Source organism: Aeromonas sp. LsrichE-8G, assembly GCF_022869435.1.
In the GTDB taxonomy this organism is placed as follows: domain Bacteria; phylum Pseudomonadota; class Gammaproteobacteria; order Enterobacterales; family Aeromonadaceae; genus Aeromonas; species Aeromonas caviae.
This window is the reverse complement of record NZ_JALIHH010000063.1, coordinates 1-26,911: the sequence shown is the minus strand read 5'-3', so window position 1 is coordinate 26,911 and position 26,911 is coordinate 1. Positions and strand designations below refer to the sequence as shown.

General features: G+C 61.1%; 19 protein-coding genes and 1 tRNA gene. 7 read left to right on the top strand and 13 right to left on the bottom strand.

All coding sequences use genetic code 11. The features are described 5' to 3' along the window. Window positions 1-97 precede the first annotated feature (97 nt). Window positions 98-997 (top strand): HDIG domain-containing metalloprotein, encoded by a 900-nt coding sequence (locus MUW49_RS22070; RefSeq protein WP_244812817.1) that lies wholly within the window; start codon window positions 98-100, stop codon window positions 995-997. A gap of 44 nt (window positions 998-1,041) precedes the next feature. On the opposite strand, the gene MUW49_RS11795 is transcribed toward MUW49_RS22070, so the two are convergent. From MUW49_RS11795 to MUW49_RS11785, 3 genes are read right to left on the bottom strand one after another with little or no spacing between them, the layout of a single operon-like run. Further along, entirely contained in the window at window positions 1,042-4,221 is a 3,180-nt protein-coding gene (locus MUW49_RS11795; protein WP_053288478.1) for a site-specific integrase, read from the bottom strand. Further along, the gene (locus MUW49_RS11790) at window positions 4,191-6,707 is read right to left on the bottom strand and encodes a hypothetical protein (RefSeq protein WP_053288479.1); all 2,517 of its coding nucleotides are present in this window, start codon (window positions 6,705-6,707) and stop codon (window positions 4,191-4,193) included. Before MUW49_RS11790 ends, MUW49_RS11795 begins: the two co-directional genes overlap by 31 nt. Further along, window positions 6,707-7,126 carry a hypothetical protein gene (locus MUW49_RS11785; RefSeq protein WP_053288480.1) on the bottom strand — a complete coding sequence of 140 codons (420 nt, stop codon included), beginning with the start codon at window positions 7,124-7,126 and terminating at the stop codon, window positions 6,707-6,709. Before MUW49_RS11785 ends, MUW49_RS11790 begins: the two co-directional genes overlap by 1 nt. 468 nt (window positions 7,127-7,594) lie before the next feature. Between MUW49_RS11785 and MUW49_RS11780 the strand changes: the two genes are divergently transcribed. Further along, window positions 7,595-7,671: transfer RNA gene (locus MUW49_RS11780), tRNA-Val, on the top strand. Between the two features lie 358 nt (window positions 7,672-8,029). Here the strand turns inward: MUW49_RS11780 and MUW49_RS11775 are convergent. Next, the gene (locus MUW49_RS11775; protein ID WP_244812816.1) at window positions 8,030-10,432 is read right to left on the bottom strand and encodes a DNA polymerase II; all 2,403 of its coding nucleotides are present in this window, start codon (window positions 10,430-10,432) and stop codon (window positions 8,030-8,032) included. Window positions 10,433-10,675: 243 nt separating this feature from the next. Between MUW49_RS11775 and MUW49_RS11770 the strand changes: the two genes are divergently transcribed. Continuing rightward, window positions 10,676-11,554, top strand: a complete 879-nt coding sequence (locus MUW49_RS11770) for a pirin family protein (protein ID WP_210557345.1) — start codon at window positions 10,676-10,678, stop codon at window positions 11,552-11,554. Window positions 11,555-11,613: 59 nt separating this feature from the next. Here MUW49_RS11770 and MUW49_RS11765 read toward each other — a convergent pair whose 3' ends face one another. The 4 genes from MUW49_RS11765 to MUW49_RS11750 all read right to left on the bottom strand — a co-directional run bounded on the left by MUW49_RS11765 (window position 11,614) and on the right by MUW49_RS11750 (window position 15,909). Beyond that, complete coding sequence (locus MUW49_RS11765) at window positions 11,614-12,474, bottom strand: PA4780 family RIO1-like protein kinase (RefSeq protein ID WP_039039088.1); 861 nt, start codon at window positions 12,472-12,474, stop codon at window positions 11,614-11,616. A gap of 94 nt (window positions 12,475-12,568) precedes the next feature. Then, window positions 12,569-13,564 carry a lipid A biosynthesis acyltransferase gene (locus MUW49_RS11760; protein WP_049636402.1) on the bottom strand — a complete coding sequence of 332 codons (996 nt, stop codon included), beginning with the start codon at window positions 13,562-13,564 and terminating at the stop codon, window positions 12,569-12,571. A 154-nt stretch (window positions 13,565-13,718) separates the two neighbouring features. Next, on the bottom strand, window positions 13,719-14,708 hold the full coding sequence (locus MUW49_RS11755; RefSeq protein ID WP_244812815.1) for a lipid A biosynthesis (KDO)2-(lauroyl)-lipid IVA acyltransferase: 990 nt from the start codon (window positions 14,706-14,708) through the stop codon (window positions 13,719-13,721). A 220-nt stretch (window positions 14,709-14,928) separates the two neighbouring features. Continuing rightward, complete coding sequence (locus MUW49_RS11750) at window positions 14,929-15,909, bottom strand: TDT family transporter (protein ID WP_201956777.1); 981 nt, start codon at window positions 15,907-15,909, stop codon at window positions 14,929-14,931. Window positions 15,910-16,012: 103 nt separating this feature from the next. On the opposite strand from MUW49_RS11750, the gene MUW49_RS11745 reads away from it, so the two are divergent. Beyond that, on the top strand, window positions 16,013-16,897 hold the full coding sequence (locus tag MUW49_RS11745; protein ID WP_201872781.1) for a LysR substrate-binding domain-containing protein: 885 nt from the start codon (window positions 16,013-16,015) through the stop codon (window positions 16,895-16,897). A gap of 85 nt (window positions 16,898-16,982) precedes the next feature. Here MUW49_RS11745 and MUW49_RS11740 read toward each other — a convergent pair whose 3' ends face one another. The 3 genes from MUW49_RS11740 to MUW49_RS11730 form a co-directional block, all read right to left on the bottom strand. Then, window positions 16,983-17,960 (bottom strand): Gfo/Idh/MocA family oxidoreductase, encoded by a 978-nt coding sequence (locus MUW49_RS11740; RefSeq protein WP_052816399.1) that lies wholly within the window; start codon window positions 17,958-17,960, stop codon window positions 16,983-16,985. 35 nt (window positions 17,961-17,995) lie between these two features. Next, window positions 17,996-18,853 carry a deoxyribonuclease IV gene (gene nfo, locus MUW49_RS11735; RefSeq protein ID WP_042880583.1) on the bottom strand — a complete coding sequence of 286 codons (858 nt, stop codon included), beginning with the start codon at window positions 18,851-18,853 and terminating at the stop codon, window positions 17,996-17,998. A gap of 169 nt (window positions 18,854-19,022) precedes the next feature. After that, on the bottom strand, window positions 19,023-21,059 hold the full coding sequence (locus tag MUW49_RS11730; RefSeq protein ID WP_244812814.1) for a glycoside hydrolase family 3 N-terminal domain-containing protein: 2,037 nt from the start codon (window positions 21,057-21,059) through the stop codon (window positions 19,023-19,025). Between the two features lie 231 nt (window positions 21,060-21,290). Here MUW49_RS11730 and MUW49_RS11725 point away from each other — a divergent pair, with 231 nt between their 5' ends. Continuing rightward, complete coding sequence (locus tag MUW49_RS11725; protein WP_244812813.1) at window positions 21,291-22,301, top strand: AraC family transcriptional regulator; 1,011 nt, start codon at window positions 21,291-21,293, stop codon at window positions 22,299-22,301. Here the strand turns inward: MUW49_RS11725 and MUW49_RS11720 are convergent. Beyond that, on the bottom strand, window positions 22,281-23,216 hold the full coding sequence (locus tag MUW49_RS11720) for a LysR family transcriptional regulator (RefSeq protein WP_244812812.1): 936 nt from the start codon (window positions 23,214-23,216) through the stop codon (window positions 22,281-22,283). The two genes, MUW49_RS11725 and MUW49_RS11720, sit on opposite strands and share 21 nt — an antisense overlap. Before the next feature lie 130 nt (window positions 23,217-23,346). Here MUW49_RS11720 and MUW49_RS11715 point away from each other — a divergent pair, with 130 nt between their 5' ends. Next, window positions 23,347-24,105: an SDR family oxidoreductase gene (locus MUW49_RS11715; RefSeq protein ID WP_128297475.1), complete on the top strand. Its 759-nt coding sequence runs from the start codon at window positions 23,347-23,349 to the stop codon at window positions 24,103-24,105. A 95-nt stretch (window positions 24,106-24,200) separates the two neighbouring features. On the opposite strand, the gene MUW49_RS11710 is transcribed toward MUW49_RS11715, so the two are convergent. Further along, entirely contained in the window at window positions 24,201-25,634 is a 1,434-nt protein-coding gene (locus tag MUW49_RS11710) for a glycoside hydrolase family 1 protein (protein WP_244812811.1), read from the bottom strand. 163 nt (window positions 25,635-25,797) lie between these two features. Between MUW49_RS11710 and MUW49_RS11705 the strand changes: the two genes are divergently transcribed. Continuing rightward, window positions 25,798-26,715, top strand: coding sequence for a LysR family transcriptional regulator (locus MUW49_RS11705; protein ID WP_043156115.1), 918 nt, complete (start codon window positions 25,798-25,800; stop codon window positions 26,713-26,715). Window positions 26,716-26,911: the final 196 nt, after the last annotated feature.

Here is a 26,911-nt window from a genome sequence, read left to right as displayed (position 1 = left end):
TTGCGCTTTGGTGGCATCCATGAATATCGACTGGGAGAAGCTCCGCCACAAGTAACGGAGCTAACAGGAGACCAGCAGATCATTTTGGAGGTATTGGGTGAGCGCTATCGGCAAATTTATTCCTAAATCAGGTGCGGAATGTCGGAAACAACTCTGCTGGCTAACCAGGATAGAACGCAGCGGGCACTTGCCCATCACGGTCTGCGAGCTACTTTACGGCAACGAGCCCATACAGGCCCTTGTGACGGCCGATACCGCATCTAGATATCCCTACGAGAGTGGGCTTGTCGAAATCAGCTATGAGACCAACCAACAAGGGCTCATCATTATTGATGCGCTGGTAGCTGTTCCTGCCATGATCAGCTATGAACTGTATTACAACGCTATCAGCCGACTCAACAAAGGCCGCTTGCCGCTACTGACCCGATTCGTTGGGTTACTGGGTTTTATCACCGATCCTTGCCTGCATCGGTTTGTCTCCTACTGGTCGACACACCCCGAGCAATTTAACGCCTTCATTACCATGCCGGCCAGTTACCAGGATCATCATGCCTTCCCTCACGGTCTGTTGGTCCACAGTCTCGAGGTGGCTGAATTGGCATATAGCAATGCATTGCGCTTGCATCATCCGACCAAGGAGTGTCAGCTGGCACTTGTTGCTGGCTTGTTCCATGACCTGGGCAAGATCTATAGCCAAACAGAAGCTGGGATCCATAGCTACCAAACAGGTGCACACGAATGCTTGAATTTTGCGTTGCTTGCCGCCCCCATGGAGGAATTGGCGCGTGAGGATTGGGATTGTCACCGTATGCTATCAAGCATGTTGGCTCCATATTCCAAGCATCGGAGCGAACAATATGCCATTGAGGGCATATTGAGGAATGCTGACCACAACTCATGCCAATCGGCCCGTTCGCACATGCTGTTTGAGGATAAACCGGCACATTTTCGTTTCATCAAGCATGGGAACCGCATGCTCAGGAGACTCCCGACATGATCCGCCAGCTCCCCGGGGCAGTACTGATTCTTGCAGGCCAGTGATTACAGAGGCTTCAAGGTTGCAGACAGAATGAGCATGAGCTGCATCATCGACAAAAATGCCCGTTGTCTGCGTCCCCGCCCCCCCAGCTTACTATTGAGCAGACGCACTTCCATGACCCCTAAACCATCATGCTTGGGCAAATATGGCCAGTCTTGCTGCTTTCCCTCCTCTATCGGCACACCAGCAAGACCAGCGCATTGTAGCAAGCCATTCCATTGCCCCAAGATATCCGTTTTTTGCATGACATCTGCACCGGGTAACTGAAGCGTCAACTGAATATGACGCGCCTTAAAACCCAGAGCTCTACATAGGGTCAAAAACTGTATGACACGCCTACTACTTGGACTACGGATCAAATACCCCTTTCCGGGGACCAGATACCTCAAGATCTGACAACCATCCTGGATCATCGGCCAAGTCAATGACCCGTCATCCAAACCTGTTTGCAGCTGTCTGAATAAAAAGTTCAGGATCTGTAAGGAGTAGGAATCCCGCTTCACCTTGCTTAGCTGTTGCTCTTCAATCGCTTGGGGAGCTTGCCTCTGTTCACCCTGGCGCCTCTCACGCTCTACCAACCGATGGATCCAAGGCGATAACGCAGGGATAAGGGGGAGACGTTTGCCCTGCCGTGGACAATGCTTCTGCACTATGGCTGCATGATCAAGCAACGCCCTTACCATCGCAGGCGAGACCCCCTCTTGATAGGCAACCTGTTCTGCTGAGCTCACCTGACAAGCCATCAAGATGGCAGCCCAGTCCAAAACCTGTAGCTGCCGGCAACAACTGGAAACCTCAAAACAGTGTTGAAGTGTTTTAACGGACGCTAGGCTGGAATTCGCGAGAACAGGCGGACTCACAGGTGCAACCAGCCGCTCTATTTCTCGGTTTTCATATGTGAGTCGCTCCGCGAGGTTTTCCCCCACGTCCTTTCGGACGACAAGACTACTGCGGCCCAATGTATGGTTCAGCAATTTTTTAGGGGATAACTCTCGAGCCCCCAAAGCAAGATAGCCAGCAATATCCTTCAGATGAAGATAGCTACCTATCGTTGTCGTCGGCTCCTCGTGCCCCAGTAGATGACAAAGCACATACTGCCCCTTTCGGCTATATCCCCGGAACCCTAACCGCCGGTAGAGGTGCTGCAGCGCAGCGTCTGAGAAAAACTCCCCCTGAAACATCCCCAGTTGACGTCTACCGACCTGTAAAAGGTCGCTGTTGAGTCGAAACCATGTCCAATTCGCAAAGCTGTGCCGTAAATGATGCACCCTGAGTGTTCGATCACCTGTGTACTGGTGCATCAAATCTGTAATGAGCCGATAGGCCTGTTCTGTTCTATCGAGTGACTCAAACACTGGCGCAGTAGGGGAATCCCCCCTCGCCCGCAGATATTGAACCCGAGCCCGGAGTTTAGATAGATGGGGCGCTGGCCACAACGCATCTAGAGGAAGCACCCGGTTTGCTGCCGTAGACTTTAGACCCCGTTTTTGATTACGACGAATGTGAAGGTCAATGTAGTCATAGGTATTGTGAGAAGGCTCCATCGCTAGGAAATCAAGATCAGCCAGTTGTAGGAACGCCGCCTCACTACGTCGTAAGCCGCTAAAAAAACACAAGCAAAACAGAAGATGAGCATCCCGAGCGACAAGATCCTGCTGCTCATTCAACCATCCCAGGATGGCCTCAGCATGCGATACAGACATGAGGTTGGCATCTACCTCACCGTGACTGACCGCAATATCCAACTCGGCGACAGGAAGCTCAGGAACCAACTCGGCGTCTCGTAAAAAGGTGGCGAAATAGAGCACAAACCCTTTTCTGGATGGCGACTTCACCTCGTCACTGGTTCGATTGAGTAGCTCCACCCAGTCAACCCCATCGAGTTCACTTAAGCGATAGCCGTTAAAATTCCCCAGAAATGCCGCACCGATGGTGGATACATAATCGACAATGGTCCCAGGTTTGAGTGACCGCTTTACCCGCCCGCCATGCTTAAATAGAGAACGAGCCCACGCAACTAAAAACCAAAGGTAAGGGGCATCACTCGTAGCGTGTTGCTCCAACCAATCGGTAAAGCCATTTACCAGCGAACTGCGACTAATTGCCAACGGAGCATTAGCAGACTTGCCGGGAGGCGGACGAAGCACACTCATTATCCGCTTCAGCTCGCTCAATTGCGCTGTCACTGTACTGTAGCGCTCTTGGTGCAGTCGGCATTTCCAGGCTCGTTTCTCTCGGACTGTCAGAAGATCTTGGTTGACTGACTCTATAACGCCACCACTGGGCACACACCTGTCCGTAACTAGCCGAACAAAGGTTTCCGGGTTGAGCAGTTGGCTTGGCAGATATCCTGTGTAGAGCCCGTAGGCAATAGGGCTATAGCGAAGCGTATAGTCGATCTTACGAAGTAAACGCAGTTTAGATACACCGATGGCGTCATGGCGCCAATCAGACAGTCCCGATAGATAAAGGTTGACGTAGAAGATTGCGGGCCTGGCACCCGATACCGCCCCCCTAGGCTGAGCGCGTAGCCATTGCATCCAGAGAAGAGCCGCAGGATCAGGAAGAACATAGCGACACAGCTGCCCCTTGTACTCAAACTCAAGATAAACCAGCCCTTCGGCGTAGAGCAATGGGGGAGCAGCAGCCAGAACGTGTATTGCCTGCTCCAAGGTCTCGACTCTGGCAAGGAAAAAGAGATAAAGCAGCAATCTGCCACGGAGATGGTCATTTGAGGGAAGCGAGCTAGGCCGATTCACTTCTCTCTGCAAGATGTCACATAATTTGGCGGCAGCATTTCCCAGAAGCAGGGTGTCAGGTCGTAAGATAGGCTTATCACGACGGATCCGGATGATCGCAGGGACCTTTGCCGATGTGAAACCACACATCTTTTGCCCATGCACCAAAATAGCATCGAGGATCTGCAGCTCAAGCGTTTGGACCTCTGGATCCGTTCTGAACTTAGCCACTACGCGTTTTAAAAAACCAGGCTCAAAATGAGTTGTCGATTGATTGAACTGTATCGTCTTGAACAAGCTCTTTAGGACATAGCTAAATTCTTCTGTTACCCGTTCTGCAAGTGGCGACTTATCCAGTTGTTGCGCAATAAGAAAGCATAACTCATCACGCTGTTCACTCTCATACAGATCCGTCAGGAAATCGACGATGGTATGGCTTGCCATCCGACCTCCGATAACATCTCATCCAAAATAGGAGCCAGATAACGGCTGGCCTCTACATGACTTAATGCCGAGTAGTATCCCAAAGGTGTCTGCCCGGTCATCCAATGCCCCATCTGCCAATCGATCAACTCTGGCTCCACCTGCCGCTTGATCAACTGGCTCTTCATCCAATGGCGACCCGCATTAGAAGGCAGCCTCAGTTCCTCAGGAAGAAAGCTCGTCAGCGCTTTGGGAAATAGATTCACCGCATGCCATTGTCGATTGACCTGCTTGAAATGAAATAAGGGCCCCAGTTCACGCCGAGAGTTGCGAACAGACTGATACCACACAGAGGAGTCAGAAAGCCCTAACGCCAATAACACCTCATCCGCCTTGAGTAGCTGGTCAATAGTGTTAGCTAAGGCCGGCTCGATGCAACGCAGTAGCTCGGCAAGTGCGGCTAGGTGGGCAGCATAGAAGCACAGTTGTTTTTCCAACAATTCCGGCATGCAGACCAAACGGGCATGAGTAAAGTCGCTGTCGTCCTTGTCACTGATCCCTAACAAACGATACGCCTGTAAATGCAACGACAAGGATGGCAGCGGGTTATATACAGCCCGATAGCCAGTCGAAAACATCAACAAATATGTTGTATAGGCCACATATGCATTGTGATAACGGATGATGTCCTCAAGCGGAAACGTCAAGAACGGCTGAGACTGATCCACCCATCCAAGAAGATGCCGAACCAATGCTCTACATGTGTCCTGGGAGGGAGTAAATGTTGATCCAACCACCATTGGCTCATGCCAATACCGCACCTCAAAGAGAGTTGGACAATCAATTGTCGGATCTGCTGCCCGTATGTATTGAGAGATCTCCAGCCATAACCTGTGCAGCGTTCCAACTCGCTGCTCATCCTCGAGACAGGCATAACTCCTAGATACACGAGTGCGACTCAGCGCAAGCTGATAGCTGAAGTCGAGCACAACCGGGTCGACCGTGCCCATAGCGAAACAAAAGCGGTCTAAGAAGGAAGAAATTTTATCGAGGCTGATCCTGCTTCCACGTTGCAGATGATCAGAATATTTCTTTAAACGCTTTGCCAGCAGTTCGGCTGTCAAGGTATCCGGCAATAAGGGGGCAAGCCCCCCATTGTAGTGCCCAGACAGCAACGAGATGAAGAATCGTGGACAGGCAGTGAACACATGATCAGCTGTGACTATCAGACCACGCCTTTGATCATCTAGCCCGCGTTTTGCGGAATAGGAAACAGGGAAGCTCCACCAACCATTTCCTTCTGGATCCAGGTAGAGACCAGATGTCACATCATGCAAATCATCAAATACATACAGTTGAGCCAACTCCCCAAGGGGTTTACCCAACAGCAACATGGCCCAAAATGCTAACGTGGTGGCATGCTGGCTACTCTGTAGAAATCGGATGAAACGTGCCAGGTCACCAGCTTTAAGCAGCTCTGTATTTTGCAGACAGACATTCTGCCCTCGACGCACTTTATTGGTGACATCGATATTTTTCTTCCGATTCAGCGCCCGGTCAAACACCCTCTCAATATCTGGGATCTCCTTTGTATCCCGCTCTTCAGTAAACTGACCTTCGACTTCTATAAATGTCTGCAGCGGAAAAAAATCATCCGTCTCAACACCCTCTGGATCCAGCACGTCTAGCAGACTCGGCAGCAGTTCTTGCAAAGCGCCGTCACATCCTTGAACAACGGACTTCTGAGTACGATTGAAACGTCTGGCTATCATTTTGTTATAGCGATGGATCCGGTTACCCCTTCGACCTCCCCCCCAGTCACCAAGAAAAAAATGCACCAGACTTCGCATATAATTGCTGTTTTTTTGTTCAATTTTATTGTTTTCATCTTTGCAGTAACTTTCTATCCGCAACGCAAGCCTCTTGATACACGAGAGATCATCCAAGGTTAAATGTGCCACTAATCCTTGAAAATCTTGGTTCCTAGCATCAAAAACCAAACGGCCAGCGGCACAAACCTGCTGCTCTCGTGTTTGGCTGTTTGTGCTGAATGCGGGATCGGTCAGTTCAACCAATGTCTTATAGTAATGCTCAATGAAAATGAGCTGCACGGACCTAGCTTTGGTGTCTTTACTGTATTGAGCAAGACGAAATAACCAAGCATAGAAGGGGGCGAATTCACACCAACCACTACCCATTTTATGATCCATAAAGAGCGGAACTTGCTTGGGATCCGCGAGCGAGATCTGAAAACCCAAACCGGGTAAAAACCAAGAAGGCAATTCAAAGACTCGCTCGAGCCAAATTCTTGCGGTGGTGTCCTGTGAAAAATCATTCAACGCCCGTAGTACACGACCCAGCCCACGCATATTGGCAGGAGTCTGTATCCTTTCCAGCCAAGGGAGCAGTACTTCTTCGATTTCAAACTCCTCAAGTTCAAAACCGTTCTGACTAGCGTACCGGCTAAAATGCTGGACCAAGTCTGATAACAGCTCCCAGCCTGACATCACTTATCACCCTGCCTGGTCGGGATAAATGTTTTGCTACTGATCTCTAACCATCCGCACAGATCGGCCTTAGTACGCAATTGCGGAAACAGTTGCTGCCACTTATCCGATCCAAACAGGCTGGACTCAGCTCTGCAGTCAAACCAGGCGTGGAGATAATCTGCAATTGTCGCGGTGGAGTGAGTAAAGCATTCCCGCAGCAGAGACCTACTGAGTTCATGCAGCAGAAGCAATTCACGCAAATCCGGTTTGGGTGCTTTATCCAACAAAAATATCTGCACCGCTGCTATTGGTTTACTGGTTGCTTGTTGCTGTAGCAGCCGGTGATACGTGAAAATGCCGGCGACCACAGCAACCTTTTCACTCCCTTTTGGACGGTATCCCATAATTGGACTCTGTATGCTATCGAGAACAGCCATGCCATGATCCTCTGCAGTGCAGGGTAAAGACCGCCCCCTTAACGCCGCGACAATAGCTCCACGAGCGAGCACCTTCTCGCATACACGATCCAGTATTAATGTTGATAACGGTACTAACTCGAACTGCCCTCTCTCCCGCAATCGCTCGCAGTACTGTGCAAACTCAGAACGCCCCATATGAAGCTCTCCTCAGCCGAGGTGGTGGTCACTTTGGAAACATCGTATTTGTGCCTATCTTGTGCCAATATTGTTCATGAATCCAATAAAAAGGCCACATAAACTCGCATAGCCCGAGCCGAAGCCCGAGCTCATCCTATTGATTTATTGGGTTTTATATTGATTTACTATGATTTTGATGTTATTGGTACACTTAGGTGAATCGTCTTGACATGGTAGGGGTCGTTGGTTCGAATCCAATTAAACCCACCACTCCCCTGCAATGACACACAAAGTCGCCTTGCGCACCCTGCGTCCTTAGCTCAGCTGGTTAGAGCATCACCTTGACATGGTGGGGGTCGGTGGTTCGAATCCACTAGGACGCACCAGATTTGAAAAGCCCGCTTGATAGCGCAATGCTGTTCACTTAAGAGAATTTGAGTTCCAGTCCACGTAGTATCAGGGCTAAAAAATGAGGGAGGCATGATGCCTCCCTCTTTCTATTGCAAGCCACGCTGGATAAAGGCTGAAGGAACATCGACTGGAAACAGCCTTGCTCCCCCAACTCAAGTCGCATTTATGAATAATTAGTCAAAAATGTGCTTATCTGAACAGCATTGCGCTTGATAGCGGGCTTTTTGCATTGGTCGGCTCTGACATCCGCTCTCCCCCGTCATCTGCCTCCTGTCCCCTCTGGCCCACGGGCCGCCATTGTCGTGCCATGGCCGCCGCGTTTACCTCGCTTCGTCAGAAGAGATCGAGCTGCTGGCCGCAGATCCGCTCGAACGACTCCCCCACGAAGGGAAGGATGGCGTCGGCGATGGGCCTGAGCTGCTTGTCAATGTAGTGCTCGTAGTCGACGGCGCTGCGCCGGTACTCCAAAGGCTCGGGGCCGTTCAGGGTCATCAGGTAGGCGATGGTGCCCCTGTGCTGATAGCGCTGGGGCAGGCCGCGGCGCAGGTTCTCCTCGTCCGCCAGGCGCGCCGCCCGCACATGGGGCGGCACGTTCTTCTGATACTCCTCGAGTTTCTGGCGCAGCCGCTTGCGGTAGATGAGCAGATCGTCGTGACGGCCGGCCCGGGTCTCGTCCACCATGGTGCGCACATAGCTGCTGGGATCCTGGTCGTGGAACACCATTTCGTAGAGCCGGGTCTGGAATGCCTTGGCAAGGGGTGTCCAGTCGGTGCGCACCGTCTCCAGCCCCTTGAACACCAGGTGCTCCCCTTCCCCTTCGCCCACCAGCCCCGCATAGCGTTTCTTGCTCCCCTTCTCCAGCCCGCGAATGGTGGGCATCAGGAAACGGCGGTAGTGGGTCTCGTACTGGATCTCCAGATGGCTCGGCAGGTCGAACTCCCGCCTGATCAGCGCGGCCCAGTTGTCGTTGATCATCTTCGCCAGTCGCTGGCCAATCTCGTCCGCCTGTTCGAGACGGATATCGCTCCCCAGGTGCACGAAGGTGGAATCGGTATCCCCATAAATCACCTCGAACCCTTCTGCCTCTATCCACTCCCGGGTCTGCTGCATGATGCCGTGGCCCCGCAAGGTGATGGAGGAGGCGAGCCTCGGGTCGTAGAAGCGGCAGCCCCCCGACCCCAGCACCCCGTAGAAGGAGTTCATGATGATCTTGATGGCCTGGGAGAGGGCCTTGTTACTGGCGGCCTTGGCCCGATCCCGCGCCGCCCACAGGGTGGCGATGAGATCCGGCAGGAAGTGACGGGTTCGGGAGAACAGGGCGCCGCGAAAGCCTGGAATGGCGTTATCCGGGTGTTTGAGCCCCTCCACCAGCCCCATGGGGTCGATGCAGAAGGTGCGGATGATGCTGGGGTAGAGGCTCTTGAAGTCGAGCACCAGCACGTGGCGATAGAGCCCCGGCTTGGAGTCCATCACATAGCCGCCGGGGCTTGCGAGCCCGCCGTCTGCCGGCAGGTTGGGCGCCACGTAGCCACTGCGGTGCAGCCGTGGCAGATAGAGGTTGGTGAACGCCGCCACCGACCCGCCCACCCGGTCGAGCTCGAGACCGGTGAGGGAGGCGCGCTCGATGGCGAAGGGGATGAGGTGGCAGAAATCGAAGATCTCCCACACCAGCCTGCAATCTTCCAGGTTGTAGCGGGCCAGCGCCTCCTTGTCGGAGTGGAACAGCTCGGTGATCTTCTCCCCCCGGTTGGCCACGTCCTCGATGTCCTTGCCCCGCCCGAGCAGCTCGCTCGCCACCGCATCCAGGCTGTAGCTCGGGAACTGCCAGGTGGCGCTCTTGAGGGTATCGATGCCGTCCAGCACCATGCGCCCCGGGATGATGACGTTGCCGCTCTGGGGGTCGTTTCGGGACGAGCGCCAGAAGCAGAGCTCCCGCCCGCGCCCGAGCCGCAACCGCAGCTTGTGGAGTTCGGCGCGGCGCAGCAGCAGGCGAAAGTCGAAATTCACCACGTTCCAGCCGATGACGAGATCGGGATCGTGCAGGCTGAACCAGCCCTCCAGGGCACCGAGCAGGGCGGGCTCGTCCGCCACCCACTCGACGGGGGTCTCCCAGTCCTGCGAGTCCGGCTCTGGGGCACCAATCATGATGACCCGCGCGTCCTCTTCGCTATGAAGCCCCACCGAGAAGAGGGTGCCATCCATGGCGCACTCCACGTCCAGGGAGACCCAGGAGAGGGTCGGCGTCACCGCCTGCGGCGCACAGCGCGCCTCGTTTACCTCCCAGTAACCCTGCCTGCCCCCCTTGCGCCTCGCCTTGCCGTCAAAGCGCATCCCGGCGGTGATGAAGCGCTCCATGAGAAAGCGCTCGGGCAGGCGGATATCCGCCTCGAAGTGCTCCAAACCACGGATGAGCAGCAGCTCGATAGCGCGGTGAAAGGCGCTCAGGGTAGCAAAGTAGCAGCCCACCACCCGGCTCCCCTCGAAGGTGTGCATGGGGAGGCGGCGAAAACGCCCCCTCACCCCGGCCCCCTTGAAAAGCTCTGCCGCCTCCTCCAGGTGGCGTTCCGGCAGGAAGAAGACCGGCTCCTGCCCCGGCACCACCACCCGTACCGGTCCCTGTGCGCTCCAGAGCCACATCACGATCTCGGTACGCCCCTGCACATCCCGACCATGGCGGGTCAGGATGAAGCCGTCGAGCGGCGGGGTCACGGGAGGGAGGGGCTGGATGTCGGTCATGCAGGTGGTCGGGCTCAAGAGTGGGATGGGACTATTGTACGTTCATACAGTACCCGGCTGCAATTGCCGGGCTGGGCCTTCAGGGCAGGCGCTGTGCCCCGTCTTTGCCATCCGGCGCCGGATTGGGGCATAGTAACCTCGGCATCACTCACCGGCACCGGGCGAGACGGCATGTTCTTCCCCCTGCAGACGCTGCAACCTGCGCGCGCGTGCGCCAACCTTTTCCTCGACAAGGAGCACCCCATGACACAACAGTGGCAACGCATTGCCTCCCGCCTCACCGATGTGGGCGGCATCCCGGTGGCTCGCGCCATCCCGGTCAAGGAGCGGCGCACCATCGGGCCCTGGTGTTTTCTCGATCATATCGGCCCGACCCGCTTTGCCCCCGGCGCACCCGGCATGGATGTGGGGCCCCACCCCCACATCGCCCTGCAGACCTTCACCTGGATGCTGGAGGGGGAGATCCTCCACCGGGACAGCCTGGGCAGCAAGCAGGTGATCCGTCCAGGCCAGGTGAACCTGATGACCGCAGGACGGGGCATCGCCCACACGGAGGAGTCGGTCCCGAACCAGCCCGATCTGCACGCCGCCCAGCTCTGGATAGCCCTGCCCGAGGCGGATCAGCATACCCCGCCCCGCTTCGATCACTACCCGACGCTCCCCCGCTGGCAGCAAGGGGAGATCACCCTCACCCTGCTCATCGGCGAGCACGGCAGCCAGCGCGCCCCCACCCTGCACTTCTCCCCCATTCTGGGGCTGGATCTGCACGCCCCCGAGGGAGGCGAGATCACCCTCCCCCTGGATCCCGCCTTCGAGCACGGCCTCTTTCCCCTTGCGGGGGAGACCATCGTCGCAGGGGAGGTCCTGGCCCCGGAGCAGCTCCTCTACCTGCCCCCCGGCAACCGGGAGGTGGTGCTGACCCTGCGCCCGGGCGCCCGGCTGCTGCTCATCGGCGGCGAGCCCCTGCCCAAACCGCTGCAGATCTGGTGGAACTTCGTGAGCGTCGACAAGGAGGCCATTCGCACCGCCGCCGCCGACTGGGAGAGCGGTCATCCGCGCTTTGGCGAGGTGACGGGTTACCAGGGGCCCCGTCTCAAGGCGCCGCCCCTGACCGGGCTCTGAGCCAGGGTCCAAAACAAAAGAGCGCCCATGGCGCTCTTGTTGATTGGAATGAAGGCCCGTCAGGACCCCTCTTCCTGCTCCGCCTGCAACCTGGCCCGGCGGGCCATGGCCTCCTCCTGGGCACTCTCTATCTCGTGCAGCACGCCATCCAGATCGATGGCCTCCCGGCTCTCTTCGAACAGGCCGGTGAGCTCGGTCTCGGGGCCCAGCTTGCCATCCTCGAACAAGGACCACATCTCCCGGGCATACCGGGTCTTGAGCAGCTCGGGGGCATACATGCCGTAGTAGTTGCGCATGTTGTCGACATCCCGCTCCAGCATGGCCCTGGCCTGGTTGTTGGCGGCGGCATCCACCACCTGGGGCAGGTCGATGATGACGGGCCCCTCTTCGTCCACCAGCACGTTGAACTCCGAGAGATCCCCGTGAATGAGCCCGGCGCAGAGCATGCGCACCACGTAGCGGATCACCTTGCCATGATCCACCAGAGCCTGCTCACGGGTCAGGGCCACGTCGTTGAGACGGGGAGCGACGTTGCCGTCGGCGTCGGTGATGAGCTCCATCAGCAGCACGCCATCGAGGCAGACATAGGGCCTGGGCACCCGCACCCCGGCCGCCGCCAGCTTGAACAGGGCATCCACCTCGGTGTTCTGCCACACCTCTTCGTGCTGCTTGCGACCGTACTTGGAGCCCTTCTCCATGGCGCGGGCATCGCGGCTGCTGCGTACCCGCCGCCCTTCCTGATAGACCACGGCCTGCTTGAAGCTGCGCTTTGACGCCTCTTTGTAGACCTTGGCGCAGCGGATCTCGTCGCCGCAGCGCACCACATAGACGTCGGCCTCTTTGCCGCTCATCAGCCGGCTGATGACATCGTCCACCAGGCCGTCATCAACCAGAGGTTGGATTCGATTTGGAATTTTCATGACCGCCCTTTTACCCTATTTGCACCTTGTTTGCACCTGTTTGCTGGTGGCCTGCCACCCCTGTCAGAAACGGCCCGCAAGGGGGCCGTGTCGATCAAGGTTCCGGTGGCAGCCCCTGGCGGATGCGGCGGATCCCCGCCTCGTAGAGACCGTCCTCGCCCTGATCGTGCTCCTGGGTTTCGAAGATCTTGAGAAACCACATGTACTGCTCGGGGAAGCGGCCAAGCTGCTGCTCCACCATGCGGTTCATCTGGTTGACGTCCGCCACCAGATCCGCGGTGGGATAAGGGTCGAACGGCGCCTCGATCTCCAGCCGGTAGCCCCCCTGATCCTCGTCGTAGCAGGCCAGAATGGGCACGGCGCGGGCACCGGTCAGCTTCACCAGCTTGGGCAGGGCCGGCAGGGTCGCCTTGGGGTGGTTGAAGAAGGGCACGAAGAGGCTCGCCTCCCGGCCGTGATCCTGATCCGGCAGATAGAAGAAGCTGTCGCCGCTGCGCAGGGCCTTGATGGCGGGCTTGATGCCGACGCTGCGCTCGTAGATACGCCCGCCCTTGCTGCGCTCGCGGTTGATATACCAGTCGAACACCGCATCCTTGGGGCTTTTCATCATGGTGCACATCTTGATCCCCTGGAGGGGGAAGTAGCGGCCAATCATGTCCACCGCCCAGGTGTGGGGCACCACGAAGATCATGGGGCGACCGGCTGCCCGCTCCGCTTCCACGTGCTCCCAGCCGCTCACCTTGACGCGCCCCTTGAGGAAGTCGGGGCTGCGCCAGGTCAGCTCGCCAAAGCCCAGGAAGGTCTTGAGCCCCACCCGGATGGATTTCAGCAGCAGGGCCTGACGGCCCGCCTCGTCGAGATGGGGGAAGCAGATCTTGAGGTTGGTGTCGGCGATGTAAGCCTGCTTCGTGGAGACGCGCAGCAGCAGGGGGGCCAGGTAGTCGGCCAGCTTGTCTCGTGCCCTTGCCGGCACCCAGGCCAGCAGGGAGAGCAGGGCGACGGCCAGCCAGCTGCCCCATAGACGGGGGTGCAGCAGGCGCGGATGAAAAGAGGTATCAAACACCGGATCTTGTGCGGACATGGTCGCCATCGAATCATCAAAACAGACCGTCATTTTAGTGATCCTGACAACTTTTTCTACCCTGCCCTGCACAGCGCCACCGCGCCAAGTCACTGATCAGACAAGTTAGAAATAAAAAGTGGCCCGCTTGGGGCCACATTTTTGCACCGGGTGAGCGCAAGGCTCAGGGATGAGGAGCAAGGCCCCGGCGGATGCGCCGGATCCCCTCTTCGTAGAGGCCATCCGGCCCCACCTGATCCTCACGGGTGTCGAAGATCTTGAGGAACCACATGTACTGGCCCGGGTGGCGGCAGAGCTGGCGCTCCACGCTGTCGTTCATGCGGCAGGTATCCGCCATCAGATCCGCGCTCGGGTAGTCGGCGTAGGGAGCCTCGACCTCCAGCCGGTAGCCGTGCGCCTGCTCGTCATAGCAGGCCAGCACCGGCAGGGCCCGGGCACCGGTCAGCTTCACCAGCCGTGGCAGGGCCGGCAACGTCGCCTTGGGGTGGTTGAAGAAGGGGGCAAACAGGCTCGCCTCCCGGCCGTGATCCTGATCCGGCAGATAGAAGAAGCTCAGACCGGATTTCACCGCCTTGATCACCGGCTTGATGCCGGCGCTGCGCTCATAGACGCGGCAGCCGTGCCGGGCCCGCTCGCCGTTGATGTGCCAGTCGAACACCGGGTTGCGGGCGCTCTTCATCATGGTGCACATGGGCAGGCCCCGCTGGGCGAAGTAGTAGCCCGCCGCATCGATGGGCCAGCTGTGGGGCACCACCAGGATCACCGGTCGGCCAGCGGCCTGCTCCGCCTCGATATGTTCCCAGCCGCTGACCTGGATCCGCCCCATCACGTGGGCGGGGCTGCGCCAGGTGAACTCGCCAAAGCCCAGCAGGCTCTTGAGGCCGACCCGGATGGAGGTCATCAGGATGGCCTCCCGCTCGGCCTCGCTCTTCTCCTTGAAGCAGATGGCGAGGTTGGTCCTGGCGATGTAGATCTGCTTCTTCGAGATGGCGCATACCAGGGGCGTCAGAGCATCGGCCAGGCGATCCCGCCAGCGCGGGGGCACGAAGGCGAGCACACCGATGGCGCCGAGGGCGAGCCAGCTCAACCAGTAACGGGGGTGCAGCAGACGAGGCTGGAATCGGGCGTCAAACACGGGATCAGATGAGGACATGGGGCACGACAAAACAATGGGAAGATAAAGTGGCGCGTATCGTGACAGGTATTACCAGTTAACGCCAACTGAATGTCGCCTGTATGGGCAACTATTTAAGCCACTTCACGGATTGACAAAATTAATCTGCTTCATTTGATTCCCCTCTGCGTCACTGCATCACGAACGGCAGACCCCGCACGGGCGGGGTCGATGACGAGGGGGGATGAAAACCTTGTGCCTAGCGGCGTGCAGGCTGCCCCGGCAGGTCATCCTGCACGACCGGCAGGAAGAACATCAGGTAACGCAGGGCCACGTAACCCACCACCAGGGTGGCCACCCCCAGCTCCAGATAGGCCAGCTGATGGAGCTGCTCGGCATAACGGGCCGCCTGTGGCCACTGCGACAGCAGGTGACTCACCTTGAACAGGGCGGTGGCCCCGATCACCAGGGGGAAGGTGAAAGCGGCGTAACCCGGCGAGAACGGCAGGCGCAGCAGCTTGATGAAGGCCAGGTAGATGATGCCGGTCATCAGCACGGCGATCCCGAGCAGCACCGCCACCAGCAGCAGGGAGGGGTCCTGGCTCACGGTGAGGTAGCCGGCCAGCGACAGGCTCGCCGGGGCGGCCAGGATGGCGATGGTGGGCTTGGCGGCATCCGGCACCTCGTGGCTGAAGATGAGGCGATAGAGCATCAGCGGCAGCATCAGGCCGTAACAGGCCATGCCGAACCAGAGCAGGCCGGTGGCCAGGGATGCGAAGGGACCGCCCGGGTAGGCCACGTCAGCCACGATGATCCCCACCGGCGGCACGAACCAGCTCGGCACCATGTGATGGATTTCAAACGCTCTGGCCCTGTGCCAGACGAAGGTGGCGAGGAAGACGAGGTGGACGATGACCGCAAACAGCCAGAGCCCCTGCCCCAGGGTCGGGGCGAGCAGGCCGACCGCCTTGGAGACCACCATGGTCCCCATGGCGTAGGTGGGCACCACGCTGCCCACCACGGGATGGGCGAGATCCTGCCACAGCAGGCGCGGGTGGGTCAGAAACTTGAAGGTCAGGACGAGGAGCAGCACGGCGGCGATGGCGGCCCCCAGCAGTTGTAGACGGCCATCGAACTGACCGGCATTTTCCCAGCACCAGCCGAGGCTGGCGATCCCCAGAGCCAGACCGGCCATGGGGGTCGGGGCGGCGGCCAGGGAGCGGCGGGTTCTTGCGATCATGGCGGATACCCTCTTGATGATGACGATGGGCATAGGATAAAGGGGGTCTATCGTTTACGATATCTAAATGAATTGAACTTAGCGTTTAGGAAAATCAAACGATATGAAGCTCACCCTGCAACAACTCAAGGTGTTTGCCACCATCGCCCGCCACGGCAACCTGGGGGGCGCCGCCAATGAACTCTGCCTGAGCAAGGGGGCCGTCTCCCAGTCGCTGCAGGAGCTGGAGCGCCAGCTCGCCACGCCCCTGTTCGATCGGGTGCACCCGAGGCTTCAGCTCAACAGCGAGGGGCGCCTGCTGCAACCGGCCGCCGAGGAGCTGCTGACCCGGATGCAGGAGATAGAGCAGCTCTTCAGCCCCGATGCCGAGCCGAGCGGCCAGCTGCACCTCGGGGCCAGCCAGACCATCGGCAACTACCTGCTGCCCGCCCTGCTGGCGGAGGGGGCCCAGGAGCTGGGGGTCGCCCCCAGGGTCACCATCGCCAACACCCACCTCCTGTGCCATGCCCTCGCCCACTTCGAACTGGATCTCGCCCTCATCGAGGGGGAGAACCACCACCCGGACCTGGTGAGCGAACCCTGGCTGGAGGACGAGATGCTCATCATCGCCGCCCCCGGTCACCCCCTGGCGGATCAGCTCGAGCTGCCCCTGCGCCGGCTTGCCGGGGAAACCTGGGTGCTGCGCGAGGCGCAATCCGGCAGCCGCGAGCAGTTCGAGCAGCAGCTCCAGCCCCACCTGCCCCGCTGGCAGGCGGGGATAGAGCTCAATACCCTGGAGGCGGTGATGCTGGCGGTGGAGAAGGGGCTCGGCATCTCCTTCATCTCCCGCCTCGCGGTGGCGGATCGGCTGGCACAGGGGCGCCTGGTTGCCCTCACCCCGAGTCGCCGCTTCCCCCGCCAGCTCTCCCTCGTCTGGCACAAGCAGAAGTTCCACTCCGCCGCCCTGCGCCGCTTCCTGGCCTTCTGCCGCGCCCAGACCCTGGCTTGAGAAGCCCTTCGGATACGACAAGGGCGCCATTGGCGCCCTTGTCGTTCAGCCGATGCTCCCCTCGGCCCTCAGCCCTTCCCCGGCCTCAGCCGGCGAGTCCCCCTTCAATCCAGCCGAGCACCTGCCGGGTCACGGCCTGGGGCACCCAGGGGGAGTCCAGCAGCCGGTGGCGCAGGCAATCGGCGAAGTGATCCGCCTCGTGCTGCATGCCGCCCCCCTCCACCGGCAGATAGATGTCCGCCGGCCAGATGACGGGAGCAGGCCCCCCTTGCCAGCGAATGTGCTGGGGATTCCACCACTTGCCCTCGATGACCAGGCGCCACCCCTCCCCGGACAAGGACGCTTCCCGCTCGAGATCCTCGATGATGGAGGCCCCGAGTTCGGCCCGAAACGGCTCATCGAACGTGAAGCTGGCGGCGAGATCCACCTCCCCCGGAGCCCGCGTCAGCGTCACCTCGGGGGCGGGGCAGCCCAGCCCCAGCCGATGGCAGAGGGCGGCATGGAGCCAGAGGGGATAGACCCCCACGTCCCAGGCAGCGCCGCCATCCAGCGCCGGATCGAACAGCTTGCCCACCCTGGGCTGGGTCGAACCGAACGCCGCCCGCAGCTCGCGCGGCGGCGGCAGCAGGGGCAGGCGCTGCAACAGGGCGCGCATGGCGGGAAAGCACATCACCTTCATGGCCTCGAGCAGCAGCAGGCCGCGTGCGTGGGCGAGCGCCACCAGTGCGTCCCAATCCGCCACCCGGGTCACCGCCGGTTTTTCCACCAGTACGTGCTTGCCCGCCAGCAGCATCTGCCTCACCAGGCCCGCGTGCTCCGGGTGGATGACCGCCACATAGACGGCCTCCACCTCGGGGCTGGCGGCCAGGGCCTCATAGCTGCCATAGGCGTGGGGCAGCCCCAGATCCCGGGCGAACTCGTCCGCCCGTCCCTGGTCCCGAGCTGCGATGGCCACCACCTCGGCTCCCCTGGCGTGCCCGTTCACATCGCGGCAAAAACGCCGGGCGATGGCCCCCGCCCCGGCAATGCCAAAGCGCAGGGGTGCCCTTGTCTCGTCGTGCATCGTCTCTCCTTGCTACCCAATGGTGGACCCCGGCATCACGCCGGGCGCGGGCTCCCGGCCAGGCTGCGCAGCCAGCTTATCTCCTCGCCCCAGATGGACTCGTCGATGGTCTCGAGGATAAGCGGGATGCCGTCGAAACGGTCGTCGTTCATGATGTGGTGGAACACCGCCTCGCCGAGGTTGCCCTCCCGCAGGCTGTGGTGACGGTCGACCCGACTACCGAAGGTACACTTGGCGCCGTTGATATGCATCCCCTTGAGGTACTGGAACCCCACGATGCGGTCGAAGTCGGCAAACACCGCCTCGCACCCCTCGGGGGTACGCAGATCGTAACCGGCGGCGAAGGCGTGGCAGGTGTCAAAGCAGACGCCGACCCGACTCTTGTCCTCTACTCCGTCGATGAGGGTGGCCAGATGCTCGAACGACCAGCCGAGGTTGGTGCCCTGGCCTGCGGTATTCTCGATCACCGCCGTCACCCCTTCGCTGCGCTCCAGCGCCCAGTTGATGGACTCGCTCACGAGCTTGAGGCTCACCGCCTCGGGGATCTGCTTGAGATGGCTGCCCGGGTGGAAGTTCAGGTAGCACAGCCCCAGTTGCTCGCAGCGCTTCATCTCGTCCAGGAACGCATCCCGGGACTTGGCGAGGGCATCGGGGTCGGGATGACCCAGGTTGATGAGGTAGCTGTCGTGGGGCAGGATCTGCTCGGGGCGAAAGCCCTCCTTCTCGCAGGCGGCCTTGAAGGCGCGAATGCTGGCCTCGGAGAGGGGCGCCGCCTGCCACTGGCGCTGGTTCTTGGTAAACAGGGCGAAGGCGTTGGCCCCGATGGCTTTGGCCCGGGCGATGGTGTTTTCCACCCCGCCCGCCGCACTGACGTGGGCTCCGATAAATTTCATCTCATCTCCTGTGCACTGTGACCGGGTGCCTGCCGCGCTGGCCACCGCACCCGTTGCCGGGGCGCCATTATGCCCAAGCCAACCCCTTGCGCCAAACCGGGATTGTCGATGGGGGCAATGGAAAAGGCGCCCGAAGGCGCCTTGATGAGAGACAGAACATCCCTGTCCGTCAATAGGCCAGACCGGCCCCGTAGGGATAGAGCGGGCTTTGTGAGTCCTTGGCCACGTCCGGGGACTGGGCCAGCACCGCCTGCCAGCTCGAGGGCAGCTCGAAGGGGAGCTTGCCGCGTGCCTTCTGGGTGCCGCTCATGACATCGAACAGGGCCTGATCCAGGGCGCCGAAGTTGGCGAGCAGCACCCGGGCCGCCGGGGCGACCTCGGTCAGGATGGCGGGCCTGTCCAGATAGACGGAGAGCACCAGAGGCACCCCGGCCTGCTCGATGGCCTGGATGGCGGCATAGTCATCCGCGCCGCGGTAGACCCCTTCATGGGCCGTCTCCTGCACCACCTGATCATTGCTGGCAAAACCGAGCTGACCGAAGTGGATGCTGCCAAACGGGAAGCGGGGATCCTGCTCGCCCGGGGCGTTGACCCGCACGATGGCAAGCTCCGCGTCGGCCAGGTTCGTCACCACCGTATAGCCGTTGGCCCTGGCCACCTCGGCGTTGACATTGTGCAGATAGACCCGCTTGCCGTCCGCCTTCAGCGGCAGCAGGGTCCCCTCGTTCTTCAGCAGCACGTGAGACGCCGCCTGGGCGGCCTGGGCCTCCTGCTGGAACTCGACCTTGCCCACCAGGGCCACCGCGGCCTCGGCATCCACATAGGGATTCTCAAAGAGCCCGAGGGCGAACTTCTGTTCCAAGATCCGCTCGGCCGAGGTGGTGATGGCCGCCTCGGTCACCAGACCGCTCTGCACCGCCGCCAGCAGGGGAGTCGGATCTTCCACGCCACCGAACTGATCCACCCCGGCGTCTATGGCCTTGGCATAACGCTCGGCCTTGGTGAGCTTCTCCACGCCCCAGGACATGCCAAAGGGCACGGTCCAGGGGCTCACCCCGGCATTGACTTCATCCTGGGTCAGCCCCTGCTCGCAGCGGCTGTCACAGTCATTGACGATGCCCCAGTCGCTCAGCACCACGCCGTCAAACTTGAAGTGGCCCCGCAACAGATCCGTGATGATCTGGCGGTTGAAACCAAACCCCACCTCCTCGACGGGCTGCCCATCCTGGGTCAGGCCCAGGGGCATGGCGTAATAGGGCATCACGGCGGCCACCCTGGCCTCGAAGGCACCCTCGAAGGGCACCAGGTGGTAGGCAAACTGGCCGCCGGGGTAGATCTGCTCCTTGCCCCAGGGGTTGTGGGCATCCAGCCCGTCCTTCTGGGGACCGGCCCCGGCGAAGTGCTTGACCACGGTGACCACGCTCTCCTTGCCTATCCCCTCGCTCCCCTGCTGGAAGCCCTCGATGTAGGCCTTGACCAGGGACTTGGCGAGCAGGTTGTCTTCCCCGAAGGTGCCGTTGATGCGGCCCCAGCGCGGCTCGGTCGCGAGATCCGCCTGGGGCGAGAGGGCCTCGTGGATGCCGACGGCACGGTACTCCTGACGGGCGATGTCGCCAAAGCGCTGCACCAGGGCAGCATCGCCGATGGCGGCCAGCCCCAGGGTCTCGGGCCACTGGGAGAAGGCCCCGGCACCGATGCTGGTGGCGTTGGGATCATGGGTGAAGTGGTTGCGGGGATCCGTGCTCACCGTCATGGGGATGCCGAATCCCACCCCTTCCAGCAGGGCCTGCAGGGTGTTGTTGTCTGCGGCGATGGCCGCCGGATCACCGGCCATGCGGGTGATGAAGGTGTTGACCCCGTCCTCGCGCAGCATCTTGTCCATGGCCGCGAGGTTCACCCGCCCCGCCCCGTCCAGCACCAGGGTGCCGTGCATCATCAGCCCTGCCTTCTGGGCCAGGGTGAGCCTGCCCACCAGATCCCGGGCTCGCTCGGCGGCGCCGAGGCGCCAGTCCTCGTAGGGGGTCAGAGTGCCGCTGCCATCGAGATCCTTGAATTGCAGGCCGTCCTGCTCGATGAGGGTGACGGTGCGGTGGCCCAGAACGGGCTGATCGGGCTTGGGGGTGGAGTCGTTGTCGTTGCACCCTGCCAGCAGCAGGGCCCCGATGGCGAGGGCGACACGGGTTCGGGAGAGCGAGTGGTGTTTCATTGTTGTTATCTTCCTTGTGTGTGTAGGAGTCGCCACTCTATGCAAAAGCGGCCCCTCTCACTTGCCCGTCGGGTGCAAGAAGTTGCCGGTTGGGAGCAGGATTGAAAAGTGTGAAAAGGGTTGCAGGGTTACCCTTGGTTACAAATCTGAAACATGAAAGCGGCGCTGGCTCACGGCAATCCGCCGCCGTTGGCCGATGATGGTGGGCCACCGCTGACAAGGATTTTTGCCGTGAAGACCGTCTCCAACCGGATTGCCCTGCACTGCCTCAACCACTGGCAGGCCCGCGGGCGGGATCCTGCTGCCCTCCTGCACCCCTGCGGCATCGCTCACGAAGAGCTGCTGATCCCCCAGGGGCGGCTCGACACCGGGCGCCACTTCCGGCTGCTGGCCGGGGCAGCCCCCCACGTGGATCTGGCCCTCGACTGGACGCCCCCCGCCCTCCCCGGCCTCTTTGCCGACTTCATGTCGCTGGCGAGCCTGTGCTGCAACGCCGCCACCCTTCGCCAGGCCCTGCACTTCTTCCTCGCCTACCGCCCCCTTATCGGCGAGAGCGACGAGATCCGCCTGCAAGAAGAAGAGGGGCAGGCCAGGATCAGCTACCACTCGGAGTCCGATCACCCGGACGTCATCGCCCTGAGCAGCCTGGCCAACCTCTGCCACCTCTATGCCCTGCTCCAGTTCTACCACCCGGGCCATGGGCTGCTGGTGCTGCCCACCCCGGTACGCCCCAGGCTGTGGCGTGAGCTGGCAGGCTGGCTGGAGGGGCGGTTGCAACAGGGGGCGGCCTTCGAGCTGCGCTTTCCAGCCGCCTTGCTCGATCTCGCCCACGGGCAGTGCAACCTGCCCCTGCAACCCCTGCTGCTGGGGGAGCTCGACCGGCAGATGGCCCAGCTTCGCCCAAGCAGCCGCTACCGGGACAGGGTGATGACACTCATCCGCCAGCAACTGTGGCAAGAGAGCGCCGAGGCCTCCTCTCTGCTCGATGGGGTGTGCGAGCACCTCAAGCTGACCCGCTGGACCCTCAACCGCCATCTGCGGGAGGAAGGGTGCCACTTCTCGGGCCTGCTGGAGCGGGTGCGCCGGGAGGAGGCCTGCCGCCTGTTGCAGGATCCCGCCCTCCCCCTGCAGACCGTGGGGGAGCGCCTGGGTTTTGCCCGCCAGAGCAGCTTTACCCGCTTCTTTCGGGAGGCGTTTGCCCTCTCGCCGAGGGAATTTCGCTCAAGGCGCAGCCGCCTCTGAGGTGCCCCCGAGATGGGCGGCGAGCAACCCCGCCAGCCAGTGGATGAAGAGCTGGACCCTGGGGGCCAGTTGGCGGTGATGGGCATAGAGGGCGTGGATGGGGAGCGGCGGCGGCTGCCACTGGGGCAGGATGCTCACCAGCTCGCCCCCCGCGAGCAGGGATTCGACCCCCACCCGCGGCATCTGGATGATGCCGAGCCCCGCCAGCGCCGCCGCCAGGTAGGTCTCGCTGTCATTGACCATGAGGGCCCCCGCCATGGGCAGCAGGGCGCGGCGGCCATCTTCCGCCAGGTATTCAAAGTCGGGTTCGCTGCGCCCCTGCCCGGCACCAAACCCGGGACCATAGTGCACCAGCCGGTGGCCCGCCAGATCCCCAAGGGTACGGGGCACCCCGTGGCGAGCCAGGTAGTCTGCGCTGGCACAGTTGATCTGGCGATAGTGACCAAGGGGCCTGGCCACCAGGCTGGAGGGCTCAAGCGCCCCGACCCGCACCACGCAGTCAAACCCCTCGCGCACCAGATCCACCCGCCTGTCCGTGCTGCTCAGCATCAGTTGCAGGGCGGGATGCTGCGCCAGAAAGTCCGGCAGGGCCGGGATCACCAGGTAGCGGGCCATCCGGCTTGGCATGTCGACCCGCAGTTGTCCCGAGATCTGCCCCCCCTGGCGAAACAGGCCGTCAAACTCCTCCATGTCCGCCAAAAGCTCCCGGCATCTGGCATAGCAGAGCTGGCCGTCCGTGGTGAGCTGCACCCGCCGCGTGGTACGCAGCAGGAGCCGGGTCCCCATGCGCTCCTCCAGCCGGCGGATGGCGGCAGAGAGGGTCGCCTTGGGGATGCCCGTCTGCTCGGCGCAGCGGGTAAAACTCTCCAGCTCGGCAACCCGCACGAAGGCTCTCATCGCATCCAGTTGATCCATGACCTGATTGTCTCGATAAACGGAACAGTGATTCTATTATCACGCTATTTATCCAGTTTAAAAGGAACAATACAGTGATCCGGTCGGCTCGTATCGAGCCTGTGTCCGCCACCCTGACAGGAGTCATACCATGACCAGACCCATCGCCCTCATCACCGGGGCCAGCCGCGGCCTTGGCAAGCACGGGGCCCTGGCCCTCGCCGCCAAAGGCGTCGACCTCATCATCACCTACCGCAGCCAGGCCGCAGAGGCGGAGGCGGTGGTGGCCCAGGCCCGCGCCCTCGGCGTTCGGGCCCATGCCCTTACACTGGACGTGGGCGAGAGCGCCACCTTCGCGGCCTTTGCAGAGGAGGTGACGCAACTGCTCGCACGGGAGTGGCAGCGCACCCATTTCAACTTCCTGGTCAACAACGCCGGGATCGGCATTCATGCCAGCTTCGAGCAGACCACGGAGCAGCAGTTCGACACCCTGCTCAACATCCACCTCAAGGGGACCTTCTTCCTGACCCAGGCGCTCCTGCCCCTCCTGGCAGACGGCGGTCGCATCCTCAACCTCTCCACCGGCCTCACCCGCTTCGCCATGCCGGGTTATGCCGCCTACGCCGCCATGAAGGGGGGCGTCGAGGTGCTCACCCAGTATCTGGCCAAGGAGCTGGGCCCCAGGGGCATCGCGGTCAACGTGCTGGCCCCCGGCGCCATCGAGACCGATTTTGGCGGCGGCGTGGTGCGCGACAACAAGGGAGTCAACGACTTTCTCGCGAGCCAGACCGCCCTTGGCCGGGTGGGTCAGCCCGACGACATCGGTGGTGCCATCGCCGCCCTGCTCTCCGATGACTGCCGCTGGATCACCGCCCAGCGCATCGAAGCCTCGGGCGGCATGTTTATCTAGGCGGTCATGGTTGCCTGCTGCACAAACAAGGAAGGCCCCCTCCGATGAGGGGGCCTTCCGGCATTGGGCAGACGAGGTGCGGCGCACCGGGCCCGTTACAGGGTCTTGCCACCGCTTGCAATGACCTGGCTGTACCAGTGGAAGCTCTCTTTCTTGATGCGACGAAGAGACCCTCCCTGCTCGTCCCTGTCCACGTAGACAAAGCCGTATCGCTTCTGGTAGCCGTTGAGCCAGCTCAGGATGTCGGTGAAGGACCAGGCGCAATATCCAATCAGCTCGACCCCGTCCTGCATCGCCTCCTGGCACGCCTTGAGGTGGCTGTGCAGATAGGCGATACGGTAGTCGTCGTTCACCTTGTCCCCGGCTTCCAGCTTGTCGAACTCCCCCAGGCCGTTCTCGGTGATCATCAGCGGCAGGGCGTAGCGGGAGGAGAGCCGGCGCAGAGCGATGCGCATCCCGGTGGGATCGATGGCCCAGTCCCAGTTGCTGGTCTCAAGGTGCGGATTGGGGGCCGTCTTGTAGAGGCCGGGAATGCCGCTGGAGGGCGTAGTGCCCTTCTTGCCCGTGGTGTTGATGCGCTGCATCGTCTGGCCGCCGAGGGGGTTGTCGGTGAAGGTCAGGGTGTAGTAGTAGTTGACCCCGATGTAGTCGGGGGTGCCTTCGCGCAAGAGCTCGAGATCGCCCGGCAGGATCTCCGGCGCCTCGCCGGTCTCCCGCAGATAGGCGAGCGCCGCCTGGGGGTAACGGCCGAAGCAGTAGGCATCCAGCCACCAGAGGTTGGTGAACTCCTCGGCATTCTCGAACGCCAGCATGTCGCTCGGGGCGCAGGAGGCCGGATAGGCGGGGGAGTACGCAAAGCTCGGCCCGATCAGGCCGTTTGGCACGTGCTGGCGAAACGCCTTGATGACCCGGGCATTGGCGAGAAACGAGATGTGGTTGGCGGCGAAGAAACGCTTCCTGTCCTGCACCGCGGGAGGATGGGTGCCCAGCTGGTAGGCGTTGGTCAGGTTGTAGTTCTGCTCGTTGAGCGACACCCAGTATTTCACCTTGCCGGCGAAGCGCTGATAGAGGGTCACGCAATAGCGCTCGAAGTCGTCGATGATCCGCCTGTCTTCCCAGCCGCCGTACTCATCCTGCAGGGCCTGGGGGAGATCCCAGTGATAGAGGGTCAGCACCGGCTCGATGCCGTGGGCCAGCAGGGCGTCGATGAGCCTGTCGTAGAAGGCGAGCCCCGCCTCGTTCACCTCGCCACGCCCCGTCGGGTAGATGCGCGGCCAGCTCACCGAGAAGCGATAGGCCTTGAGCCCCATCTCGGCCATCAGCGCCACGTCCTCTTCCACCCTGTGGTAGTGATCCACCGCCACGTCTCCGTTGCTCCCTTCAAAGGTCTTGCCCGGCAACTTGGTAAAGCTGTCCCATACCGAGGGGCCCTTGCCCTCCTCGTTCCAGGCCCCTTCCACCTGATAGGCAGCGGACGCGGCGCCCCAGAGGAAACCGTTCGGGAAGTCATTGAACTTGTGATGATGCATCTGGTGTTGCTCCTTCTGCGCGGATGGCGGGGGCCATCCCGTGATACGTCGGCCCCGTACAGGGGCCCGAAATGAGTTGGCTCCAGCATCCAACACTTCTAGAATTCCGTCCAATGACAAATATGGCCACCTATCATTCCTATCTGGAATCAAGCGAGACACCATGGAGTTAAGAGACCTGAAAGCCTTCGTCACCCTGGGGGAGGTATTGCACTTTGGTCAGGCGGCGGCGCGCCAGCACGTCACCCAGTCGGCCCTGAGCAAGCAGATCCGCCGGCTGGAGGCGGACCTTGGCGGCGAGCTGTTCGAGCGCAACGCCGGCAGCACCCGGCTGACGGTGCTCGGGCGCGCCCTCTACGCCGACGCCTGCACCCTGGTGGCCCAGAGCGAACAGCTCGCCCGCAGCGCCCGCGACGTGCTGGCGGGCCACGCGGGTACTCTGCGCATCGGCTTCGGGGTCGCCACCAAGCTGCTGGTGCCCGCCGCCATCGCCCGCTTTCGGGCCAGCCGCCCCGGGGTCGCCATCGAGCTCAACGATCTCTCCACCCATCACCAGTTGCTGGCGCTGGCGGAGGGGCGGCTGGATCTCGGCTTCTGCCGCCTGCCCGCCCCCAAGGGCTGGCCGGTGCTGCCCGTGGTGCGCGCCCATTTCGTCGCCGTGCTGCCCGCAGGCTATCAGGGGGTGGCAGGGCTCGCCGATCTTCAGGAGAAGCCGCTCGCCATCCTGCGCCGGGACAAGGCCCCCTCGTTTCACGATCAGTTCGTGCACTATCTGGCCCAGAGCGGGCTGCGCTTCCAGGACATCCAGTACGTCAACGACTTCGCCGCCGGCATCGCCACCGCGGCGGCCGGCATCGCCTGGACCCTGGTCCCCTCCTCCACCACCATTGAGCATCCCGATGTGCTGACCCTGCCCCTCGAGGAGGCCGACGCGAGCTGGATCATCGGGCTCATTCGCCCGCCGGGCAACGACAATCCCCTCGTCGCCCCCTTCTGGCAGACGGTGGCGGAGCTGGCGGATCCCGCCCTCACCGGCCTCATGACGACAGGGGACGGGGCTGCCGCCCGGGACACGCCATGAAAGGGAACCATTCGAGAATCACATTAACGATGGCATTGGGCGGTCACCCCCCTTAAAATTGGTTCTTCGCGGGATCTTGGGGAAGTGGAAGTTGACAGACAGGGTGCTGGTAAACTGGCTGTCTCCAAACACACCACCACCATCACCCTGCTGTCGCCGTGCATCATATTGATATTGCCTCCTTCTGGCCAGGTTA